The organism is Pseudomonas syringae pv. coryli str. NCPPB 4273, from assembly GCF_000972175.1.
Classification (GTDB): Bacteria; Pseudomonadota; Gammaproteobacteria; order Pseudomonadales; family Pseudomonadaceae; genus Aquipseudomonas; species Aquipseudomonas syringae.
Genome location: NZ_AWQP01000002.1, coordinates 113,682 through 131,467, shown reverse-complemented (window position 1 = coordinate 131,467; position 17,786 = coordinate 113,682). Strand labels below are relative to the sequence as shown.

At 56.0% G+C, this 17,786-nt stretch carries 21 protein-coding genes; 10 read left to right on the top strand and 11 right to left on the bottom strand.

Features of this window, described 5'->3' with window-relative positions; translation table 11 throughout:
- Positions 1 to 93 precede the first annotated feature (93 nt).
- From P406_RS01060 to P406_RS26975, 4 genes are all read right to left on the bottom strand, one after another.
- Positions 94 to 2,787, bottom strand: coding sequence for a bifunctional DNA primase/polymerase (locus P406_RS01060; RefSeq protein WP_046235067.1), 2,694 nt, complete (start codon positions 2,785 to 2,787; stop codon positions 94 to 96).
- Positions 2,784 to 2,990: a TraR/DksA family transcriptional regulator gene (locus P406_RS01055; RefSeq protein ID WP_046235066.1), complete on the bottom strand. Its 207-nt coding sequence runs from the start codon at positions 2,988 to 2,990 to the stop codon at positions 2,784 to 2,786. Before P406_RS01055 ends, P406_RS01060 begins: the two co-directional genes overlap by 4 nt.
- The gene (locus tag P406_RS01050) at positions 2,983 to 3,471 is read right to left on the bottom strand and encodes a phage regulatory CII family protein (RefSeq protein WP_046235065.1); all 489 of its coding nucleotides are present in this window, start codon (positions 3,469 to 3,471) and stop codon (positions 2,983 to 2,985) included. The genes P406_RS01055 and P406_RS01050 overlap by 8 nt, the downstream gene beginning before the upstream one ends.
- Before the next feature lie 225 nt (positions 3,472 to 3,696).
- Positions 3,697 to 3,894: a hypothetical protein gene (locus P406_RS26975; RefSeq protein ID WP_082100667.1), complete on the bottom strand. Its 198-nt coding sequence runs from the start codon at positions 3,892 to 3,894 to the stop codon at positions 3,697 to 3,699.
- Positions 3,895 to 3,993: 99 nt separating this feature from the next.
- Here P406_RS26975 and P406_RS01040 point away from each other — a divergent pair, with 99 nt between their 5' ends.
- The 10 genes from P406_RS01040 (at position 3,994) to P406_RS00995 (ending at position 10,327) form a co-directional block, all read left to right on the top strand.
- Complete coding sequence (locus P406_RS01040; RefSeq protein ID WP_052739307.1) at positions 3,994 to 4,674, top strand: helix-turn-helix domain-containing protein; 681 nt, start codon at positions 3,994 to 3,996, stop codon at positions 4,672 to 4,674.
- A 284-nt stretch (positions 4,675 to 4,958) separates the two neighbouring features.
- On the top strand, positions 4,959 to 5,291 hold the full coding sequence (locus P406_RS01035) for a hypothetical protein (protein WP_046235062.1): 333 nt from the start codon (positions 4,959 to 4,961) through the stop codon (positions 5,289 to 5,291).
- Positions 5,288 to 5,860 carry a deoxynucleotide monophosphate kinase family protein gene (locus tag P406_RS01030; protein ID WP_046235061.1) on the top strand — a complete coding sequence of 191 codons (573 nt, stop codon included), beginning with the start codon at positions 5,288 to 5,290 and terminating at the stop codon, positions 5,858 to 5,860. The genes P406_RS01035 and P406_RS01030 overlap by 4 nt, the downstream gene beginning before the upstream one ends.
- A gap of 49 nt (positions 5,861 to 5,909) precedes the next feature.
- The gene (locus P406_RS01025) at positions 5,910 to 6,146 is read left to right on the top strand and encodes a hypothetical protein (RefSeq protein WP_052739308.1); all 237 of its coding nucleotides are present in this window, start codon (positions 5,910 to 5,912) and stop codon (positions 6,144 to 6,146) included.
- On the top strand, positions 6,143 to 6,517 hold the full coding sequence (locus P406_RS01020; protein ID WP_046235059.1) for a hypothetical protein: 375 nt from the start codon (positions 6,143 to 6,145) through the stop codon (positions 6,515 to 6,517). Before P406_RS01025 ends, P406_RS01020 begins: the two co-directional genes overlap by 4 nt.
- A complete protein-coding gene (locus P406_RS01015; RefSeq protein ID WP_046235058.1) occupies positions 6,514 to 6,756 on the top strand; it encodes a pyocin activator PrtN family protein in 243 nt (80 codons plus the stop codon). The genes P406_RS01020 and P406_RS01015 overlap by 4 nt, the downstream gene beginning before the upstream one ends.
- Positions 6,757 to 6,856: 100 nt before the next feature.
- Entirely contained in the window at positions 6,857 to 7,360 is a 504-nt protein-coding gene (locus P406_RS01010) for a hypothetical protein (RefSeq protein WP_046235057.1), read from the top strand.
- Positions 7,357 to 9,390, top strand: coding sequence for a DNA cytosine methyltransferase (locus P406_RS01005; RefSeq protein ID WP_046235056.1), 2,034 nt, complete (start codon positions 7,357 to 7,359; stop codon positions 9,388 to 9,390). Before P406_RS01010 ends, P406_RS01005 begins: the two co-directional genes overlap by 4 nt.
- Complete coding sequence (locus P406_RS01000; RefSeq protein WP_024659964.1) at positions 9,387 to 10,007, top strand: hypothetical protein; 621 nt, start codon at positions 9,387 to 9,389, stop codon at positions 10,005 to 10,007. The genes P406_RS01005 and P406_RS01000 overlap by 4 nt, the downstream gene beginning before the upstream one ends.
- On the top strand, positions 10,004 to 10,327 hold the full coding sequence (locus P406_RS00995; RefSeq protein WP_046235055.1) for a hypothetical protein: 324 nt from the start codon (positions 10,004 to 10,006) through the stop codon (positions 10,325 to 10,327). Before P406_RS01000 ends, P406_RS00995 begins: the two co-directional genes overlap by 4 nt.
- Positions 10,328 to 10,564: 237 nt before the next feature.
- On the opposite strand, the gene P406_RS00990 is transcribed toward P406_RS00995, so the two are convergent.
- From P406_RS00990 to hrpL, 7 genes are all read right to left on the bottom strand, one after another.
- Positions 10,565 to 11,332: a hypothetical protein gene (locus P406_RS00990; protein ID WP_046235054.1), complete on the bottom strand. Its 768-nt coding sequence runs from the start codon at positions 11,330 to 11,332 to the stop codon at positions 10,565 to 10,567.
- Positions 11,333 to 11,546: 214 nt separating this feature from the next.
- Entirely contained in the window at positions 11,547 to 12,380 is an 834-nt protein-coding gene (locus P406_RS00985; RefSeq protein ID WP_080267591.1) for a tyrosine-type recombinase/integrase, read from the bottom strand.
- Between the two features lie 603 nt (positions 12,381 to 12,983).
- Positions 12,984 to 13,499, bottom strand: a complete 516-nt coding sequence (locus tag P406_RS29625; RefSeq protein ID WP_235810286.1) for a T3SS effector HopA1 family protein — start codon at positions 13,497 to 13,499, stop codon at positions 12,984 to 12,986.
- A gap of 27 nt (positions 13,500 to 13,526) precedes the next feature.
- Positions 13,527 to 14,132: a hypothetical protein gene (locus P406_RS29620; RefSeq protein ID WP_235810284.1), complete on the bottom strand. Its 606-nt coding sequence runs from the start codon at positions 14,130 to 14,132 to the stop codon at positions 13,527 to 13,529.
- A gap of 13 nt (positions 14,133 to 14,145) precedes the next feature.
- Positions 14,146 to 14,526 (bottom strand): type III secretion system chaperone, encoded by a 381-nt coding sequence (locus tag P406_RS00975; RefSeq protein WP_046235053.1) that lies wholly within the window; start codon positions 14,524 to 14,526, stop codon positions 14,146 to 14,148.
- Positions 14,527 to 14,672: 146 nt separating this feature from the next.
- On the bottom strand, positions 14,673 to 16,982 hold the full coding sequence (locus tag P406_RS00970; RefSeq protein WP_046235052.1) for a type III effector HrpK domain-containing protein: 2,310 nt from the start codon (positions 16,980 to 16,982) through the stop codon (positions 14,673 to 14,675).
- Positions 16,983 to 17,055: 73 nt separating this feature from the next.
- Positions 17,056 to 17,610, bottom strand: a complete 555-nt coding sequence (gene hrpL / locus P406_RS00965) for an RNA polymerase sigma factor HrpL (RefSeq protein WP_032698059.1) — start codon at positions 17,608 to 17,610, stop codon at positions 17,056 to 17,058.
- Between the last annotated feature and the right edge of the window lie 176 nt (positions 17,611 to 17,786).

Here is a 17,786-nt window from a genome sequence, read left to right as displayed (position 1 = left end):
TGCACCCCGCGAAAAATGGGCGTTTGATCTGTGTCGGGTTGCCAAAACCAACCCAAAACATACCCAACACACCCGACACACTTTTAGAGGTACTCATGCTGCGACCGCCTTCACGTGTTCCCAGCTGTCGACGTTCCACCCCGCAAGGCGCGCCTTGGCCCGCCAGGCCTCGACGGCAACGCCTAAGTCCGGTGCTCTCATTGATGGGGGAAGGGAAGCCTCAGGATCATCGGGCACAAAGAAAGCGCCGAAGCGCCGATCATTGCGTTCAGTCCAGGGTATTGACCGGGTCTTCTCCACCTCCGAGCTGATGAATAGCGAAAACTTCGTCTGACTCATCACATGCTCTTTGTTGCGCTGACACCACTCGATGAACAATGCATACAGATCAGTCGAGAGGCATGCCCCCCAAAGGCCCCGGCCCAACTCGCCATAGCGCCAGAGGTGCAGGAACGTTTGCCACCCGGCCCGACTGAGCGCAACTAGCCGCTCGCGTGACGCAGTGCTGGGCGGGCGGGTGCGTTCATTGAAGTCCCCCAGATCCACACGCAGCAGCCAGCCGTAAAGCGCGGCGACACCGCCATTCTCCAGCTCGCGGCCGATGGCTTTCTGTCGGGCGACCGGTAAGGTCTCCATCGGCCACATGACCAACATTCGTCGGTCACTGTCGCTGATCGGCCACGGCAGGATCTCGTTGCTGAGGAACACTGCGTTCATGTGGTTGGCCTCCTCCCAGCCGTTGATGAACTTCGACTCCATGCGCACGGTCTTGCCGGTGACCAAGTGCTTGATCTTGCCGACCTGGTTGTAACGCTGATCGCGGCTGACCACCTCTTCGAACACGGCCCACATCTTCCTGCTTTGCCAGGCGTTGAAGTTGCTCTCCAACTGTGTCTGACCCACTGTTGCGGCGTACTGGCCGTAAAGCGCGCCGAAGGTGTCGGCGAACAAAAGGCTTTTGCCCGAGCCTTCCATGGTGGAGTGCATCAGCACCGCCGTGTCCATCTTGGCCCCGAGGTGTTGCAACGGATATGCAAGCCACCGAGTCAGCCACAGTGCAGCAGCCTCATCATGGTTGCAGAGGAATGAGATCAGCCAGCGCAGGTTGGCGCACGCCGCATCGTCGTTGACCGGCTCCAATGGCAGACCGTCAAAGGTATTGATGTAAATGCTAGGGTCCTTCGTCATGGTCGGGTCGAAGACGATGTGTTCGACATCCACCACCCGCCGCTCGCTGCTGTTCAACCAGAGCGCATAGGTGTCGCCCAAGGCCATTTTGACGGCCCCCTCGGCGATCCGGCGTTTCTTCTCCCGGTCCCAAACGTCCTTGGTTCCGTCGATGTACACATAACGTTCCGTGGGGCGCATACCGAGCGCACCGCCCTTCTTGCCCGCCATTTTCCGGGCTTGCTCGATATCCTTCACCTGATCATCGGCGATCAGCTTCTTGTCCGTGGCATCGAGCCAAAGCTTGGCAATGGGTTTGCCCACACGCGCTTCAAAGGCCGACTTCTTCATCGCCCGAGATTTATCGAAATCCCACACGTGCGTCGTGCCTTCGACCAACGCAAAACGCCGCAGCACCTGCTCGATGGTCAGCTCCTCCCCCGCCCCCCCGTCAGGTGCAGGAGCCGCCTCGCTTGTGTTATCCGGTGCTGCCGCATCTGGCTTGTCGCTACCCTCAGTTGGGGCCGGGGGAAGATCGCTTGCGTTTGGCCGGGTCGACTGCATGCCGAGCATCCGCGCCGCTTCCTTCACCGCCTTGGACTGATCACCGCCATGCTCCAGTAAACAGAACACTTCGAACGCGTCGTTTTGGTGACCGTTGGCCAGAGGATCAGCTGCATGATGTGAATACACCTTGCCTTCCGCCACGGTGATCCCAGGCAGCCCCGTACTACTCTGCGGATAAAGCCATTTGCTCCCGCGCTTGGTGTAGCCGTGGCTGCGCAACATCTCTTCGACGTCATGGCAGTTGTTGAATTCGTCAATGACAGACGGCCGCTTGCCGCCTGCAGGGGCTGGCTTCGGTTTCGGCTTTTGTTTGCCAGCAGTCTTGGCGTCCTTCGGCAGCCATGGGCACGCAGCTTCCGCGCCCTTCTTGAAGACGTCCCAGTTGTTCCAGACATTCAGCAGGTCGCTGATCAGAACAGGAAGCCCCGAAGCATCAGGCGGCGTGCGCCAGGTGTATGGCTGGCCGGTACCTGGATGAATGGAGGGAGGCAGTACGTCCTGCACCAATCCTGCACGCAGTTCAAACACTGTGAATCGCTTGTACTGCTCGGCGTCTGCTCGATACAAGGCCTCTCTGGCCATATCGCCCGCCTCCCGAGCAGCGTTGGCCTTCAGCATGATTGACTTGTGTTTTGACCCGTCCGGGTCGTTTTCATTGGGCCAAGACAGAGAGTGCCGCGTCAGTTCCAGCCCTTCAGGCACCCGAAACAGGATTCGGAATCGCAGCGGGTTGCCAACGACGGTCGGGAAAGCCAGCGCGAGCGCATCCAGATCCAGACCCAGCAAATCGTACAAGACAACTCGCGTCCATTGAACATCGTCGACGTCCAGCGAACACACCCGACTCGGCCCCAAAACGACACCGAGGTTATGGTGAGGATTTTTCGTCCAGAACGCCTCGGCCTTGGCAGGATCAACGATGTACTTACCGGGCTGATTCCAGCCCCTACCCTTCGGGCCTTTTTCGCCCGGTTGAATCGGTACCAACGCAAAGTTGAATGTCTCGCAGTAGCGACGTGCCCAAGCTGAAAGCGGGATTGGACGATCACTCATCTACGCTGCTCCCGCAGCGACTGACAATCAATGCAAGTTTCGCAGCCCCGAGAGGCGGCCCGGCGTAGCTCTGGGATCGGAACCCCGCAGTCGCCGCAAAATTCAGCACTGATCAAGTAGACAGGGCTGCGGCCATGCCGATGCAGAGCCACGTCCAAGAGATACTGCGCCTGTTCATTTGCGCGGTCGATGTCGTCAGCCATTGACACGATCCTCCATCGCCAGACGAGCGCCGGCCATGATGCCAAGCACCGCACGGATAATGTCGTTACCCTGCTTTTCCAGCAGCGCCACCTCGTGCAGCTCCCATATCTGATCGGCTGCACCGCTATGCATGCTCGAAACGAACGATCCCGTTTCCGTCAGCAGCTTGCCAACCGATTTGAGCGCATCCTGGGTGGCTGTGACGGCCTCAGGTTGATACCAAACGGCCCCTGCAGGGCGCATCAAGGCATCGAGCAAAAGCGGGCTGCGAGTCAGACGGACGATCTCTTCCAGTTCGTCCGGGTTGAGCCAGCGTCGCTCTTCATCAAGCTTCAGCTTTTTCTGGAGGGTGTCGTTGTCCAAAACCATGTCGTGGGCAAGGGCAGTAACCCCGCCCTTGTAATCGCGCCCTGCGCGGTAAAGCGCCTGACGCAACGAAAGCACCTGACCAGCGTCAGGCAAAAGATCCGTGCGACTCATAACCGTAAAATCCCCGTTTACGGTGTAGCCATAGGCAGGGGCACGCCCTATCCTATGACCACGACCGATGTGCTGTGCTAAACGTGCTGTGCGGCACGCATGTCGTTTGAGCCATTGGGTTGAATCTTGTGGTGAGAGGAACCCAATGGCGGGTCACTCAGCGCTCTGCGCTGCTCGGCTGGGTCGGAGGATTTCTTGTGGTGAGAGGACTCCGGCCCTCGTGACTTATGCAGCTGACTTCTTCGAGGCATCTGATGTTTCTTGGGCGTGCATGCGCTCAATCGCCTTTCCGGTTTCATATCTGATATCTGCACCTCTGGTGGCCCTGTAGATGGTTGGCTGCGTGGTACCTACCTGATCGGCGATACCGCGCTGCGAGAAACCAAGCCTCATGAGTTCATCCAGCATCTGTTGAATCGTCATCGTTTTCACCAATGCATGTTCGCATGAGCCGGATAATACGCATGCGTATTGGATGAGGCAATACACTTTCGATACGTTTTCGAATCAAAGGGCAAATAAGTGATAGGTCAACGTATCGCTGAGCGTATGAGTGAACTCAACCTATCGGAAGGTGAGTTGGGTCGGAGATCAGGCGTTTCGCAGCCTACGGTGCATCGAATCGTGACGGGGGAGTCTGCGAGTCCGCGTCATGAGAACGTAGAAAAAATTGCTCGTGCATTAGGCGTAAGCGCGCATTGGCTATGGAACGGCGGCGAAGCAGTCGAATTTAAATTCGGTTTGAAGCGCAAGCTCTTTGAAGATAAGTCAAACGTCGAGCCCGGCCCGGGAATTAAAGGAAATGTACCATTGATCTCGTGGATTCAAGCCGGAGCTTGGTGTGAGATTTCGGAGGTCCGCGCCTCTTACGACCCCGAATCTTGGCTTCCCTGCGCAGTTTCACACAGTCCTCAGACATACGCGCTGCGCGTACGCGGACTTTCCATGTTCAACCCGCACGAGAGGCGCTCGTTCAGAGACGGGGACATCATATTTGTGGACCCAATGAAGGTCTATGAGAATGGCTCTCTGGTTGTGGCAAAGCTAAGCGACAGCGACGAGGCAACCTTCAAGCAGGTTGTAGTCGAAGGTCGGCGAACGTTCCTTAAACCGCTGAATCCGACTTGGCCGGATCCCATCATTGAACTCCCTCCTGATGCAATTATCTGTGGAGTGGTGATTTCGAAGCTGGAAATTTTCTAACCAACTCAAAAATCAATACATTTACGTATTGACTGAATCAATACGTATTTGTATTGTTTGTCTCGTACCCCCTCTCACCACAGAGTACGAGCCATGCTAACGACCCAACGCAACACCCGCTGCCCGGTGTATCTCCACCCTTCAGCAGCCTCAAACCGCGAATCTATCGCCACCATTCAGCGCCAAACAGGCCTCCTCCTGATCATCCCGCCAAAAAGCAGCGCCGTGAAAGCAGCGGCTGTGAAGGCAGTCGATGATTTCGGCCCATGGGGAGGTGACGCAGCATGAAGACCACCCACCAGGAAATAGTTCTCCAGATCCTGACGGCAGTCATGCTGGTGAATGCGCAAGGCAGACTTCTCGGCTTTTTCGATTACTCCGGGCATGTACAGATGGTCAGCGCGCACTTCTACGCCGCAGATGCGTTCGATGACCTCAACGCTCCTAGAAAGGTGCTGCACTCAAGCCACGCTTGGCTGGACGTAGAGCACCCTGCGCTGGGGTCGCTAAGCGACAGCGGAGAAGAAAAGATATCCGTGGGACTGACAGGCCTGCTGGAGTTTGTCCAAAGCTTGCTGCAACCAACCGACCAATTGGAAGGAGAGCAAGCAGCATGAAGCAGATCCTGATAGGCCTCACCGGCCCTGCCCGCTCCGGCAAAACCACTGCCGCCCACCACCTCGCCCACGAACACGGGTTTGAGTGCTACGCGTTCGCCGACCCGTTGCGCGACGGCATCATGGCCATATTCAACCTCAGTCCCGAGGATTTCGAAGGCGACAAAAAGGAACAGCCCATCGACTGGCTGGGCCGTTCACCTCGCCAGTTGATGCAACTTCTCGGCACCGAGTGGGGCCGTCACATGATCAGCGCCAACTTGTGGGTCGACCTTGCTGAACAGAACCTTGATTGCCTCAGTGCGGTGTTCGACGGCGCGCCGGGCTTTGTCGTGAGCGATGTCCGCTTCGAAAACGAGGCTGACTTCATCCGCAAACGGGGCGGGACGGTCATTCACCTCTACCGGCCAGACGCAGCCGAAGTTAATCCCCACATCAGCGAAGCCGGTGTGTCAGTCCATCCGGACGACTTGGTACTAACCAACGACAGCGGCCTTCAAGAGCTGTATGGCGCACTGGACGAGCTGTATCGCGCCATCCGCACGCGCGGTTTTCTGGCCGTGGCCTGAGGGACTCGCCATGAACAGAACCCTCGACGCTACAGCAACGATTCTGGGCATAAAGCCACGGACATTTCGAGCGAAGTTGCGAGAAATCGGCGTGCTGACCCAGGCAGGCGAACTTGCTCCCAGGCACCGCGACAAAGGCTACCTGTACGAAGATTCGCGCAGCCGCTGGAACAAGAACATTCACGCCTACAGCCACTATGCAGTAGTGATGGTCAAGGAGGCAGGGGTCACCTGGCTTGCGGACCAGCTTGGCATTACCACCATGAAGAAGGACGCCGCAGCATGACTCTGAACGCAATTACTCACGCCGTAGGCGCGCTGAAACTGGTTCCGATGCACCTGAACCACCCAACCATCATAAGTCGCTCAACATTGATCGGAGCAACGTCAGAGGCACTCAGCATGCTGGACGGTTTGCCACCTGTAACTGCCGAATTGGCGGAAGTTTTTCGGATGGTGGACGCCGTGCTGCTTGAAGGCCAGGTCGCGTATGTCACCCCAACACGCTGCCCAGCGCGCCCATACGGCGCAGTGGTGGCGGACGCGAAGGGACGACTGTACGCAACGGCAACCGGCAAATCGAAAGAGGGTCTCGCGGAGCTGATTCGCCTTCAGTTGGTGCCCCAAAAGGAGGGGCACGGGGAGGACGCTGCGTGAGTGAAACGTTAAGTCAGCTCCGGGAAGAGTTCGCCACACCCTGCCCCACGCTGAGCACTGTGCGAGAACGTTATTTCTCGCACATATCGAGTGATCGCTACCTGCTCCGCAAGATCAACGCAGGCGGAATCAATCTCAAGGTCACTCGGCTGGGCGGATCGAACAAGGGCCAGCCAGTGGTGTACCTGCACGACCTCGCGGCCTATCTCGATGCACAGGCCAAGTTGAAAGCAGCCTGATTCAAAGGTGGTCACTGCCTTCCAGTGACACAACGCACTAACCCGTCGCCGTCCTCTCACCACCGATCCGGCGACGGGCTCATTCCCAAGGACACAGCAAATGCAAGCACAGCACATCATCATTCTGGTAGGCATAGGGGTCTGCTTTCTGCTCCTCACCGTCTTCATCGAGAGAGCAATCAAGCGGGCGTTACGTAGGTCGTACTTGGCGGGAAAATCAGCAAGTATCGCCGACAGCAGCGCACGGATAGATGCATTGAATGCAGACATAGCAACACTTGCACTCCGCCGAGAATATGATCGCAAAGGAGATCTGCACGCTTTCGAACTCAAAAACCACATCATCAGGCGTCTTCGAGAGCAGTTGAAAGCTGGCAGTACGGGCTCGCTCACCAAAGCCGATCTCCAAGTTCTGTCAGACACGGCCATCACGCTGGGGCTGGCCCATAAAACGTGGGCGCACATCACGGGTACAGAGCCATGGTGCACGCGTGCAGCAACGCAACTTGAGCAACTGAACGCCATAGTGCTCCGAATCCTTGGCGAGATTCGCAGCAGCGATAAACCAACGGACAGCCCGATTGACGTGGGGGAAGCGGCATGACCTCACTCAATCGCCCACCATTCGATTTCAAAACCCAATACAGCCTGGGCTTCAACGCGCAAGACGACGAGATTGTTGTCGACTTTTTCTGCGGAGGTGGCGGCGCTGGTACTGGGTTGGAAATGGGCCTCGGTCGAAAAGTCAGCGTGGCCAAGAACCACAGCGCTGCAGCGATCAGTATGCACACCGTCAACCACCCAGGCGCGAAACACTTCACGACCGATGTGTTTGACGGCGATCCTGATACGGAATGCAGCGGCAAGGCCGTGGGCTGGTTCCACATGAGCCCGGATTGCACCCACCACAGCCAGGCTGCTGGCGGGCAGCCACGCAAGCGCGAGATCCGCAATCTGTCTTGGATCGGCTTGAAGTGGGCAGGCAAGAAGAAACCCCGCGTCATCAGCCTAGAGAACGTAAAGCAGATCCTGCAATGGGGGCCGCTGGTGGCCAAGCGCTGCAAGTCGACCGGGCGGGTCGTGAAGCTGGGCGGCGGCATTGCAGCACCTGGTGAGGTTGTGCCGGTCGATCAGCAGTTTCTGGTGCCAGACCCTGCCCGGCGTGGCCAGACATGGGCGGTGTTCGTGGCCGAGCTGGAGCGCCTGGGCTATGCCGTCGAGTGGCGTGTGATCCGAGCGTGCGACTTCGGCGCGCCAACCAGCCGGGAACGTTTGTTCATGATTGCCCGGTGCGACGGCCAGGCAATCGTATGGCCAGAGCCGACACACGCCAAGCGCCCTACTAAAGGCCAGAAACCTTTGAAGACCGCCGCCAAGTGCATCGACTTTTCCGACCTCGGCAAAAGCATCTTCGAACGCAAGAAAGACCTGGCTCCAGCCACCCTGCGCCGAGTAGCGAAGGGCATGAAAAAGTTCGTCATCGACAATCCGACGCCGTTCATCGTACCGATTGCGAACTGGTCGGGCGATACGGTGCAATCGGCCAACGAGCCGCTGCGCACGGTGACGTCATATCCAAAGGGCGGCGCATTCTCGGTGGTCAGCCCGGTCATCGCACCAGCGACCCACCAAGTCAGCGACCGCATCAATGATCCGCTGGAGCCATTGCCGACGATCACCTGCGCCAACCGTGGCGAGCTGACGCTGATCAGCCCTACTTTGATCCAATCTGGTTACGGTGAGCGCGAAGGCCAACAGCCCCGCGTGCCGGGTATCGATCAGCCGTTAGGGACAGTCGTTGCCGGTGGCGTTAAGCATGCGCTGACAAGTTCGATTCTGGTGGGTGCAGGCGGGCCAGTTTATGCAGGCAAGCCAGTAGCAACTGATCAGCCGGTCGGTGCTTTAATGACGAGGAGTCACCGAGCGGTAGCCACTGCATTCATGGCTCAGATGAACGGCGGCTTCAACACGACGCACGCCAAGGGTGTCGACGAGCCGATGACAACGGTCACCAACACCGGAAGCCAGCAGCAACTGGTGGCCGCAAACCTGGTGCATCTACGCGGCAACTGTGATGCGCGGGACGTGAACGATCCTCTACACACCATCAGCGCCGGCGGCCAGCACCACGGCTTGGTCACTGCGTTCATGGAGCGGCAGTTCGGGGCCAGCGTCGGCCAGCCGATTGACGAACCTGCGCCTACCGTCACGGCCGGAGGCGGAGGAAAAAGCTCTGTCGTATCGCTCAGACTCTCCCCAGAGCATGAGGAAGGCGCACTGCGCGTAGCCGCGTTCCTGATCAGCTATTACGGAACCGAGAACGTCAGCAGCGCGGGCGAGCCAGCACCCACGATCACGACCAAGGATCGCCTGGCGCTGGTCACCGTGATGGTCAAGGGTACGCCCTACGTGATCGTAGACATCTGCCTTCGAATGCTCAAACCGTCCGAGCTGTATAAGGCCCAGGGCTTCCCGGCCGACTACGTCATCACCCACGGCGCCGACGGCAAGCCATTCACTAAGACCCAGCAAGTGCACATGTGCGGCAACAGTGTCAGCCCACCGCCGATGGCCGCACTTGCCAAAGCAAACGACCCATGGCGGCAGATCGAACTCTGCAGGGAGGCAGCATGAGCCGCACAGGAGCGCGTGATAGAGCGCGCAGACAGCTCACCGAAACCTTGGTGCTCTTGAGTGAATCCGTGGCCCTTCTTGGCAAGTCTCGCTCGCTGATTGAGCACGTCGATACCCCGAACGCAGCCCAGTATCTTGCAGATCTGGACGTTTTTTGTTCCCGCCCGTTTCCAGCACAGGTCGACCAGCACCCTGATAACCAAGCCGTTGATACATTCGCTGCTGCAATGAAAACCAAGCTTGCCGAGGCCCGCGCTAAAGGTCGTCATGGCTGGTTGGAGTCATTGGTGCAGGACAAGCAACTAGCCGAACTGATGGTTAGGCATATTCCCAAGGGCAATGCTGGCAACTTTGAGGACATCGCGAACTTCGCCATGATGCTGCATCAAAGGGGCGCGGATCCGATGGAGCTGTCACTGGCTTTCAACAACGTCTATCAGCAGGCCGAACCAGTCGCCTGGGATGTTCTCTCAAGTCGTGGAAGCTGGTGCAAGACCGTGAGAGGGCGTGAGACCGCCAAGGCTGCAGAGCAGCGCGGCTTTACGATAGAGCCGCTTTACCGTTACGCACAGCCCTTCAGGACAATTGCAGGCGGGCAAATGGAGAAACATGTATGAGTAACCTAAGCACAGATCCTGAAAGTGCAGACTTGCTGATGACTCTTCGAGCCCTGGTGAATGAGTTGAGAGCACCTAGGGTCTCAATTGATGACGAGTTGTGGACTTTCGATGACATCGCTCAGTACATGAAGCTTTCTCAATACACGGTAGAGAGGCGCGTTGTCGTCCAACCTGGGTTTCCTGATGCAATCCAACCTTGTGCGATAGGCAAAGGCTCCAAAGCAGTCAAGCGTTGGTTTGCTGGCGAAGTAATAAAGTGGGCACGCCAGAACCGCGCCAAGCTTCCAATCGCACGCAGCACTAAACACGCCGCATGAATGTTATTCCGATGTAGCGGTTGATCGTCTGTTACATCGGCCTTGAGCATCAAGCTCTTGAGGTTTTGATGCGAGAAAATGGCAGACCCTGCCTTGCGAGGGATCCGGCACTACGCCGGGAGCGAACGTATACCAACCGTGCGCTCCCGAGGTAGCATTTACCAGGTATGAAAGACGCACCCCGGCCGCAACCGACCATGTAATTTGTTCGGAAAATGGAACAAAATAAGGAATAATTTAAATACCTGTAGATAGGGTCTGTTTCCCAGAACGCACAAATGCAACATAAAGCTCATAACATTCTGTTCCGAGAGTATTGAGCTCCCCAATTTTTTTATCGACGTGCTCCGGCCAATCATCCGAGCCGCGATAGGCATTTGGAATACAAGTGAATCCTGGACCGCCATTTAAATCCCAAGCCCCCAAAGACAGTTTGTAATTGAACTCTCTACACTTACCCCAAAGCTCTTTTCGCATCTGCTCTAATTCAGGATTCAGAAACTCTCGCTCAACAATATCCCACTCACTTGCAAACCTATCAAGGTTTGCCAATGTATCGATATTAAAAGAGTTAGCAAAATCATGATGCCGCAGCATATTCACCGAATCTGAACCGCTAGGAAAATCCTCAAGAAACTTATCAAACAACTTCCTATCATGAGCATAACCCCGTTCATTAGCAGCTGCCAATGAACCTTGCTTCTCCTTGTATAAAAAGTACCGATATAAAATATTATGCAATAAGGCCACAACGATCAATCCGAAGCCAACCCAGTAATCTGCAGCGTCTGGGACCAGCTCAGCCAGGGAGAATTTCTTTCCCGAGTTAAGATTGAACGTATCTATCAACCAGTTGTAAATTATAACTTTCAGAGGGGTGGGGGTGACTATTATCGCACCTCCCAACCCAGCAACAAACCATGTGAGCTTATTAGTAAAGTCAGGAAATAGCCATTTCCTACCATACTCTAATGCGAAGCTTTTTATTTCTTTCCCTGTAAACATTGATCGTTCCTTTCCATTTAATTATGACGGGCATTGGGTATGAGATGGCGAATTAAAGCATTCATAGCTTAATACTTACGGAGCGGCATGTCCACTTGCCAGCATGCAGGAGCAACCCTCAACGTACGTGTTGCTTCTATAGTTTTTGCACGTAGCAAGGCTTCGCTGACATGCCTTATGAAAATTGGCCGTGCAGCGATTTTGGATTCAGCTGTCAGTCAAGCCGCGCCGCCATTTCGGCGGCTGTGGCATTGTAGTAGACCATCAACGAACGAGGATCTTTGTGCCCAGTGATTCGAGCGAGATCCAGTACATCTACTTTACGTGCGAGCCGAGTTGTCGCTTCATGTCGGGTATCATGGAAATGAAGATCCACAATATGTAACTCGTCTCTGATTTTTCGAAACATAGCATCAGCAGACGCAGAGCTGAGTCTGAACACCTGGCTATCGCCTGAACGCTCGCCCAAAAGCACTTCCAACAACTCGCCTGCTCGCCGCGTCAACGGTACGTTGCGGCTTTCCCCATTTTTGGTCATTTCCAATCGGACGTACCTGTCCTTTATAAGGACGTCTTTGACCTTCAGGCCAAGAATCTCACCCTGCCTCATTGCTGTTTCAAGTGCCAGCAAAAATGCATAGGCCAGCTCCTGCTGCAGAGTAACTGGCGCAACACCTTCGATGAACCCCAAACGGGTGGTGAGGGCGCTCACCTCAGACAAAGATACGCGACGATCTCTCGGCCTGCCATTACTTGGGCGTTTAACTTCGCGCACAGGATTGATCGTGCAGCACTTCCATTCTCGCTTAGCAATCTCAAAAACGGACGACAATAAAGTCATATCGCGTCGGACTGAGGGACTAGACACCTTTTTCAGCCTGAGATCACGCCACTCAGCGATCTGGTCAGCAGTGATGTTACCGATCAGCTCACCCACGAACGTCATCTCGTTGTCCATCTTATCCAGGCGCAGTTCTTCCCAACGTTGACCGGCCTTTGTAGTCGACACATCGCGCTTGTATCGTCTCAACGCGTCCGATAACGTCATTTGATTGCCAGCCTTCGGCTTTCCACTTCCTGCTAAGATCTCTGCTTCACGATGCGTTGCCCATGCAACGGCAGCTGCTTTCGTTGCAAAGGTCTGCGAGTCACGGGTCCCTAGCTTGACTACCTCTGCTCGCCATCCCCCACTGCGCTTTCGATACGACGCCACGTCCGCCCCCTATTGGCGTAAATTTGGCGTAAAGACTACCACGCCAATGCAACCAGATGCCCCTAGCTGAACATCTTCTAGCGGAGAAAAATCAATAGGAACAATCAGTTGCACCCATAAGCAACTTATAGCAGCTTTCTGTGTAATGCTTTAAGATTCCCCCTCGGGGCACCACCTTTAAAAAAGACCTTGAATTTCAAGGTCTTTTTTTTCGTCTGGTGGAAAGTGCCTTGTTGTCGTTTACCGCATGCATCTCCTGAAAAAAATCTGCCTGGCTCAATCTCTAAAAACGCCGTTCTCTCCCATGATAGGCTGCCTGGAACCATGAAACAGATTCACGGCAAACCTGTGTTCGAGCAAGGGAAGGATACGCCGGAGAATGGCCCCTCAGGTCCGTCTTCCTGGCCCCGCGCCTTTGGGATGTTCAGCAATTCATAATCATTCCAACCTGAACGCAGGGTTGTCGGGATTGTATCCGGCGCTCTTGAAAGCATTGCGCAGCTTCTTCTCCAGTGACGACCTGCTGGTGTCTGCCAGTGCCGACTCGATTATGCTGGCGCGCGACATTCCGTGGCTTGTCCTGTCCTGCGGTGTACGCTCGGCGTAACACAGCCCCTTGCCCATGGATTGCATTCCAGCTGGCGTATGATTGATAAACGCATCGTCAGGGAGCAGTGCCTGAAGCTCTTTTGCAAGTGTCTGCGCAGCGGAAAAATCTCCGCTTACATAGAAAACCGCTGCATCTGTAAGCGTGCCAATCTTTGCAGGACCGGCCACTTTGGCAGTAATGATATCGTGACGGTCAGCAGTCAACCTGACCGCTGCGTCGACCATGGCCTTCTGGAATTGAGGTTTGACATTTATCGTCAGGCGCGCCTTGACAGCCTCATCCGGAAATTGCGTGCCCGAACGTTCGATCTTGTAGAACTCGTCCGCTGCTTTGGAGTTGTCCATCATGAACACTTTTGTGTCATGTTTTAGCTACACCCCGCGCACGCCATCCAGAAACTGCGGCCAAATACTGATACCGTCCTTACCGTTCAGCTTATACATATGCGCCAGACACGCCCGGTGCTCAGTGCGTGGCAGCAGTTCTACACGCGGGAGTTCTTTTGCGTAGATCTGATAAAGCGCACTGGAGCTTGTGTTGCCATTGGCTTTCGCCTTTTCGGCCCATTGCAAAATACTGCTGTTTACCAGGCGGCCATTGGGTAGCCTGCTGTTCTGGACGGACGTGGCGGCCGAACTGCCTTGCCCCTCTTCGATGTTGAATGGCATACGGCCCAGATGGGTCTGCCCCTGGCGTATGAGACGGGGACCGGAGGGGCCGCGCTTTTCATTCAGTACCTGCGCAATTTGATCGGACTGACTGCCGGAACTCCCACTTAACCCTGCTTTTTTGAAAAACTTGCTCATCGCCATCTGTTTGTCAGAACGCTGGACAGTCAGGTCGTTATTGGCAGCCGCGCGAATGTCGTAGCATTTGCCACCCACTTCTATTTGACCGTGTGCTTTGAGCGCCTGTACATCCACCTCTGAATGTCTAAGTGCCTCGACATTAGAGAAGCGCGTCTGTATCGGGTTCATGACTCATCCTCTTTCAGTGCGCGTCGCGCCACGTTTTTATCCACTCTACAAGTTCAGCGATCGCCTGCTTGAGCGTCACCACACTCACCTTTTCTCTGGGAATTGCCTTAAAGCCGATATACAGCTCGCTGCCTGCATGCCACCCCAACCCGGGTCCATCATTGAACAGAGGGTTAAGTGCGCCACTCACCAAACGCTCCAAGGGAAGATCGGGGGAAATGTCCATCAGTCCGATCAGCAACAGACGCTGGAACACGGGGTCCACGACCACCTTCAGCGCTATCTCTTCATCGACCACCACGTCGCAAGCGCCTGTGTCGTCGAACATCAAAGGTTGCATCGTCAAAGACGTTGATAAGTCGGCAAGAACAGTTTTGTATAATCGGTCAGTCATTAGTACACCTCGGTGTCCTGAACACTGTACGAATGAACGAGGTCGATAAATCACTTCCCCAGGCGGGGTATTAATCATCGAAGTCTGCAAAACAACGCATTCTCGGAACAGGATGGAAAATAACGCCGCCGCCCTGCTCCATTGCATCAATGCGCCCTGTCAATCCCGAACTGATCCAGCACCGGGTCAACGTTATGATCAAACGCCTTCTGCGCCTTGTGCTTTTTGACTGCGTCGATAATCGCCGAAATACCAAAACCCAACGCCATGGCGCCGTCGATGGCCCAGCCGATGACCGGGATTGCAGCACCCAGCGCTGCGCCTGCGGCAAGCCCTGTGGCTTCACCGGCAACCAGACCGACGGCACGGCCGATCATCTGGCCGCCCAGACGACCAAGACCGGCGGACGCCTCGCGGCCCATCATTTTCGCGCCGGTGTCTATGCCGCCCTTGATTGCCTCCGCGCCCAACCTGGAGCTGTCGATGATGCTCTGAGCCGCGCCCAGCTTGTCGCCGCTGGCGAGCCTGTCAGACACTGACGCGAAGCCCATGACCGAGTTGAACGCCTTGCCTCCGATACCTTGCTCGGCGAGCTGCGCGGCCAGCGAAGGGCCGCCCTCTTCATCGGTCTTGCCCTCCAGTAACTTGCGGCCTTTTTTGGAGTTCTGCAGCTCGGACAAGGTGCTGGCGGTGTAGCTCTCACGCTCACCATTGACGAAATCAGCGGGCAGCACACTTTCATACGCCGCTTTCTGGTTATCTGCGGTTTGCAGAGACTCACCGGCGTCAGATTTTTTCTGGCCAAGCAGTTGTTTCAGAGCCCCCCCTTCGCTGAAGTTGCGCACGTAGGAGTCGGCGATCTTCGTTTGCAGTTCATCAGGCTGGTTGTTGAAGACTTGCTGGGCAGTGGGTACCTGGGCATCCGGAAACAGGTCTTTTTGCAGTTGCAGTTGGGCCGACAAGCCGGTGATGGCTCCGCTGTAATCGGGGTTGGGGTTGTGTTTGTCGACGGCCTTGTCTGCGGTTGCCATGTCGGTTTGCAAGGCCTTTCCGCTGTTGACGTTTTGAGCCTGCTCAGTCACGGCCTTCTGCAGCGCCGAATCGCTGCGAACCAGGCTGCGCTCCTGTTCGGGAATACTTTTGTTGAGGTACTCCTGAACGTCGGGATCGGCTTGCAACTGAGCGATTCGCTCGTTGAGGCCCGCCTCGGTCTTCTCGGTATTGCGCAAATCCCGCCCGGCTATCACGCTCTGCTGAGTCTGCTGCAACTTGATCATCACAGCGGCCTTCTGCGCGCCGGTGTAAGCCTTGGGCTTCTCGAAAACCTGGGCGTTGAGTTTGCTGATATCGATACCGGCTACCGAATTCAACGTCGCGGCATCGCTGAGCATGCTGGCGAACTGGCCACCATTTTTGGGGGCGCTCTTTCTGATCCACTCGCTCATATTGGACGCATCGAACACCTGGTCGGGACTATGCGCAGCCTTCTTGCGCCCGGTCAGACCGGCTTCGTCCACCTGACTGAGGAAGCCCGCCTGCGACCACATGTTGGACGACTGTTTGAGCGTACCAGACAACCCGGGGTTACTTTTAATCAGCGCTTTCAAACCCTCGGCGCTGACATTGTCATCGACATCGGTCTTGTCCGCCGCCCCGACGGCATGATGAGGGTCGGCTGCCGTCGCCAACGGCATATTGGCGCGCATCACCGCTGCGCTGCGCACCATTTCAAGGGATTGAGGATCAGCGCCGGGGTTATCTTCCATGTACTTGGCCACGTCCTTGTCGGCATTGTCGGCAGCCTTCTCCATGTTTTTGGCGAACGCCTTGAGGTCTTTGTTGGTGATTTTGCCATCCGCATTACCGCCATCCTTGCCGACGTCCACCGCCGTCTTCAACGCAGGGTTGGCATTGATGAACGCCATCGCCTTTTCGGCATTGGGACCATGCTCTCTGGCCATCCAGGCTGCGGCGATGGGCCGGTTGAGTTCTTTGGCGGCCTGCTCGCGCTCTTCGGGCGGCAGGTTGGCAACCATCGGTTCCCAGCGCTTGAGCGCCTCGGGCGAAGAATATTCGGAGTTATCGAGAAACGCTGCATCGGTAGCGCTCGGGGCATTCGCCGCGTTGGAGGCCGTCGTGGGTGACGCGCTCGCGGTAGACGAGACCGACGTCATCGGTGACACCTGATCGCTGTCCTGATCGACGCTGGAGGTGCTGTCACTACTGCTGCTGCTGCGAGTCAGCAGACTCATCAGCGATGAGCCGCTTTGCTCGGTTCCCGAAAAGGACGATGGGCTGTCGTTAGCCTGGCCGAACTGTACAAAAGCCTGACCACCACCTGCGCTGCCCTGCGTAAGCGAGGCTTTGGCCAATGGCGTCTCAGCAGCCAGTTCGCCAGAGGTGGGTTGATTCACGATGCTGCCGAGGGCAGGACTGGGAGAACTGGATATACGCATGGTTGCCATCCAAGTGGTGAGGGATGGCAACTGTGTGGTTTTGCGCGCGAGTTGGTTCCAGACAGACGAACACTCAGGCGAACGGGTCTATCTGTTGCTTGAGCTGCACCCGCGCCCGGGACAGCCGGGAGCGGACGGTGCCGATCGGAACGCCGAGCGTGTTGGCGGTTTCCTGATAATTGCCATCCATTTCCAGCGAAACTTCCAGGACCTTCTGCATGTTCGTCGGCAGGCAGTCGATGGCCTCTATAACCCGTGCCAACTGCCGGTGCCCGTCTACCTGATGAGTGATATCGCCGTTCCACTCCAGATCGGTATGGACCTCGTCTTCCCAGCTTTCCTGATAAGGCTGGCGATACATTTTGCGAAAGTGATTGCGGATCAGATTCAGCGCAATGCCACACAACCAGGTTTGCGGTTTGCTGGCGTGCTGAAACTTGTGCTCATTGCGTAACGCCTCGAGAAACACGCATTGCAGGATGTCATCCACATCATCGGCGTTCTTCACCCGCTTCTGGATGAACGCCCTGAGCATCTGGACCTGATCGGCCGTCAATTGCCGGATACCGGCGGACGACGATGGTTTGCGTGGTTCGGTTGCATCAAGGATCACAAGATTCGGGAGCATGGGCTTGCCTCAATTGATGGAGTGCAAGTCCTATAGCGATAACCATGCCAGTCCAAAAATAATCATAACCGCATGATTTATATAAATATTTTAAAATGTGAAATTCTTTGTAATACATTTTTTTGCGCAACATGATTTTTAGCTCTGCAGCTTTTGGCACAAACGCATGAGCCTTC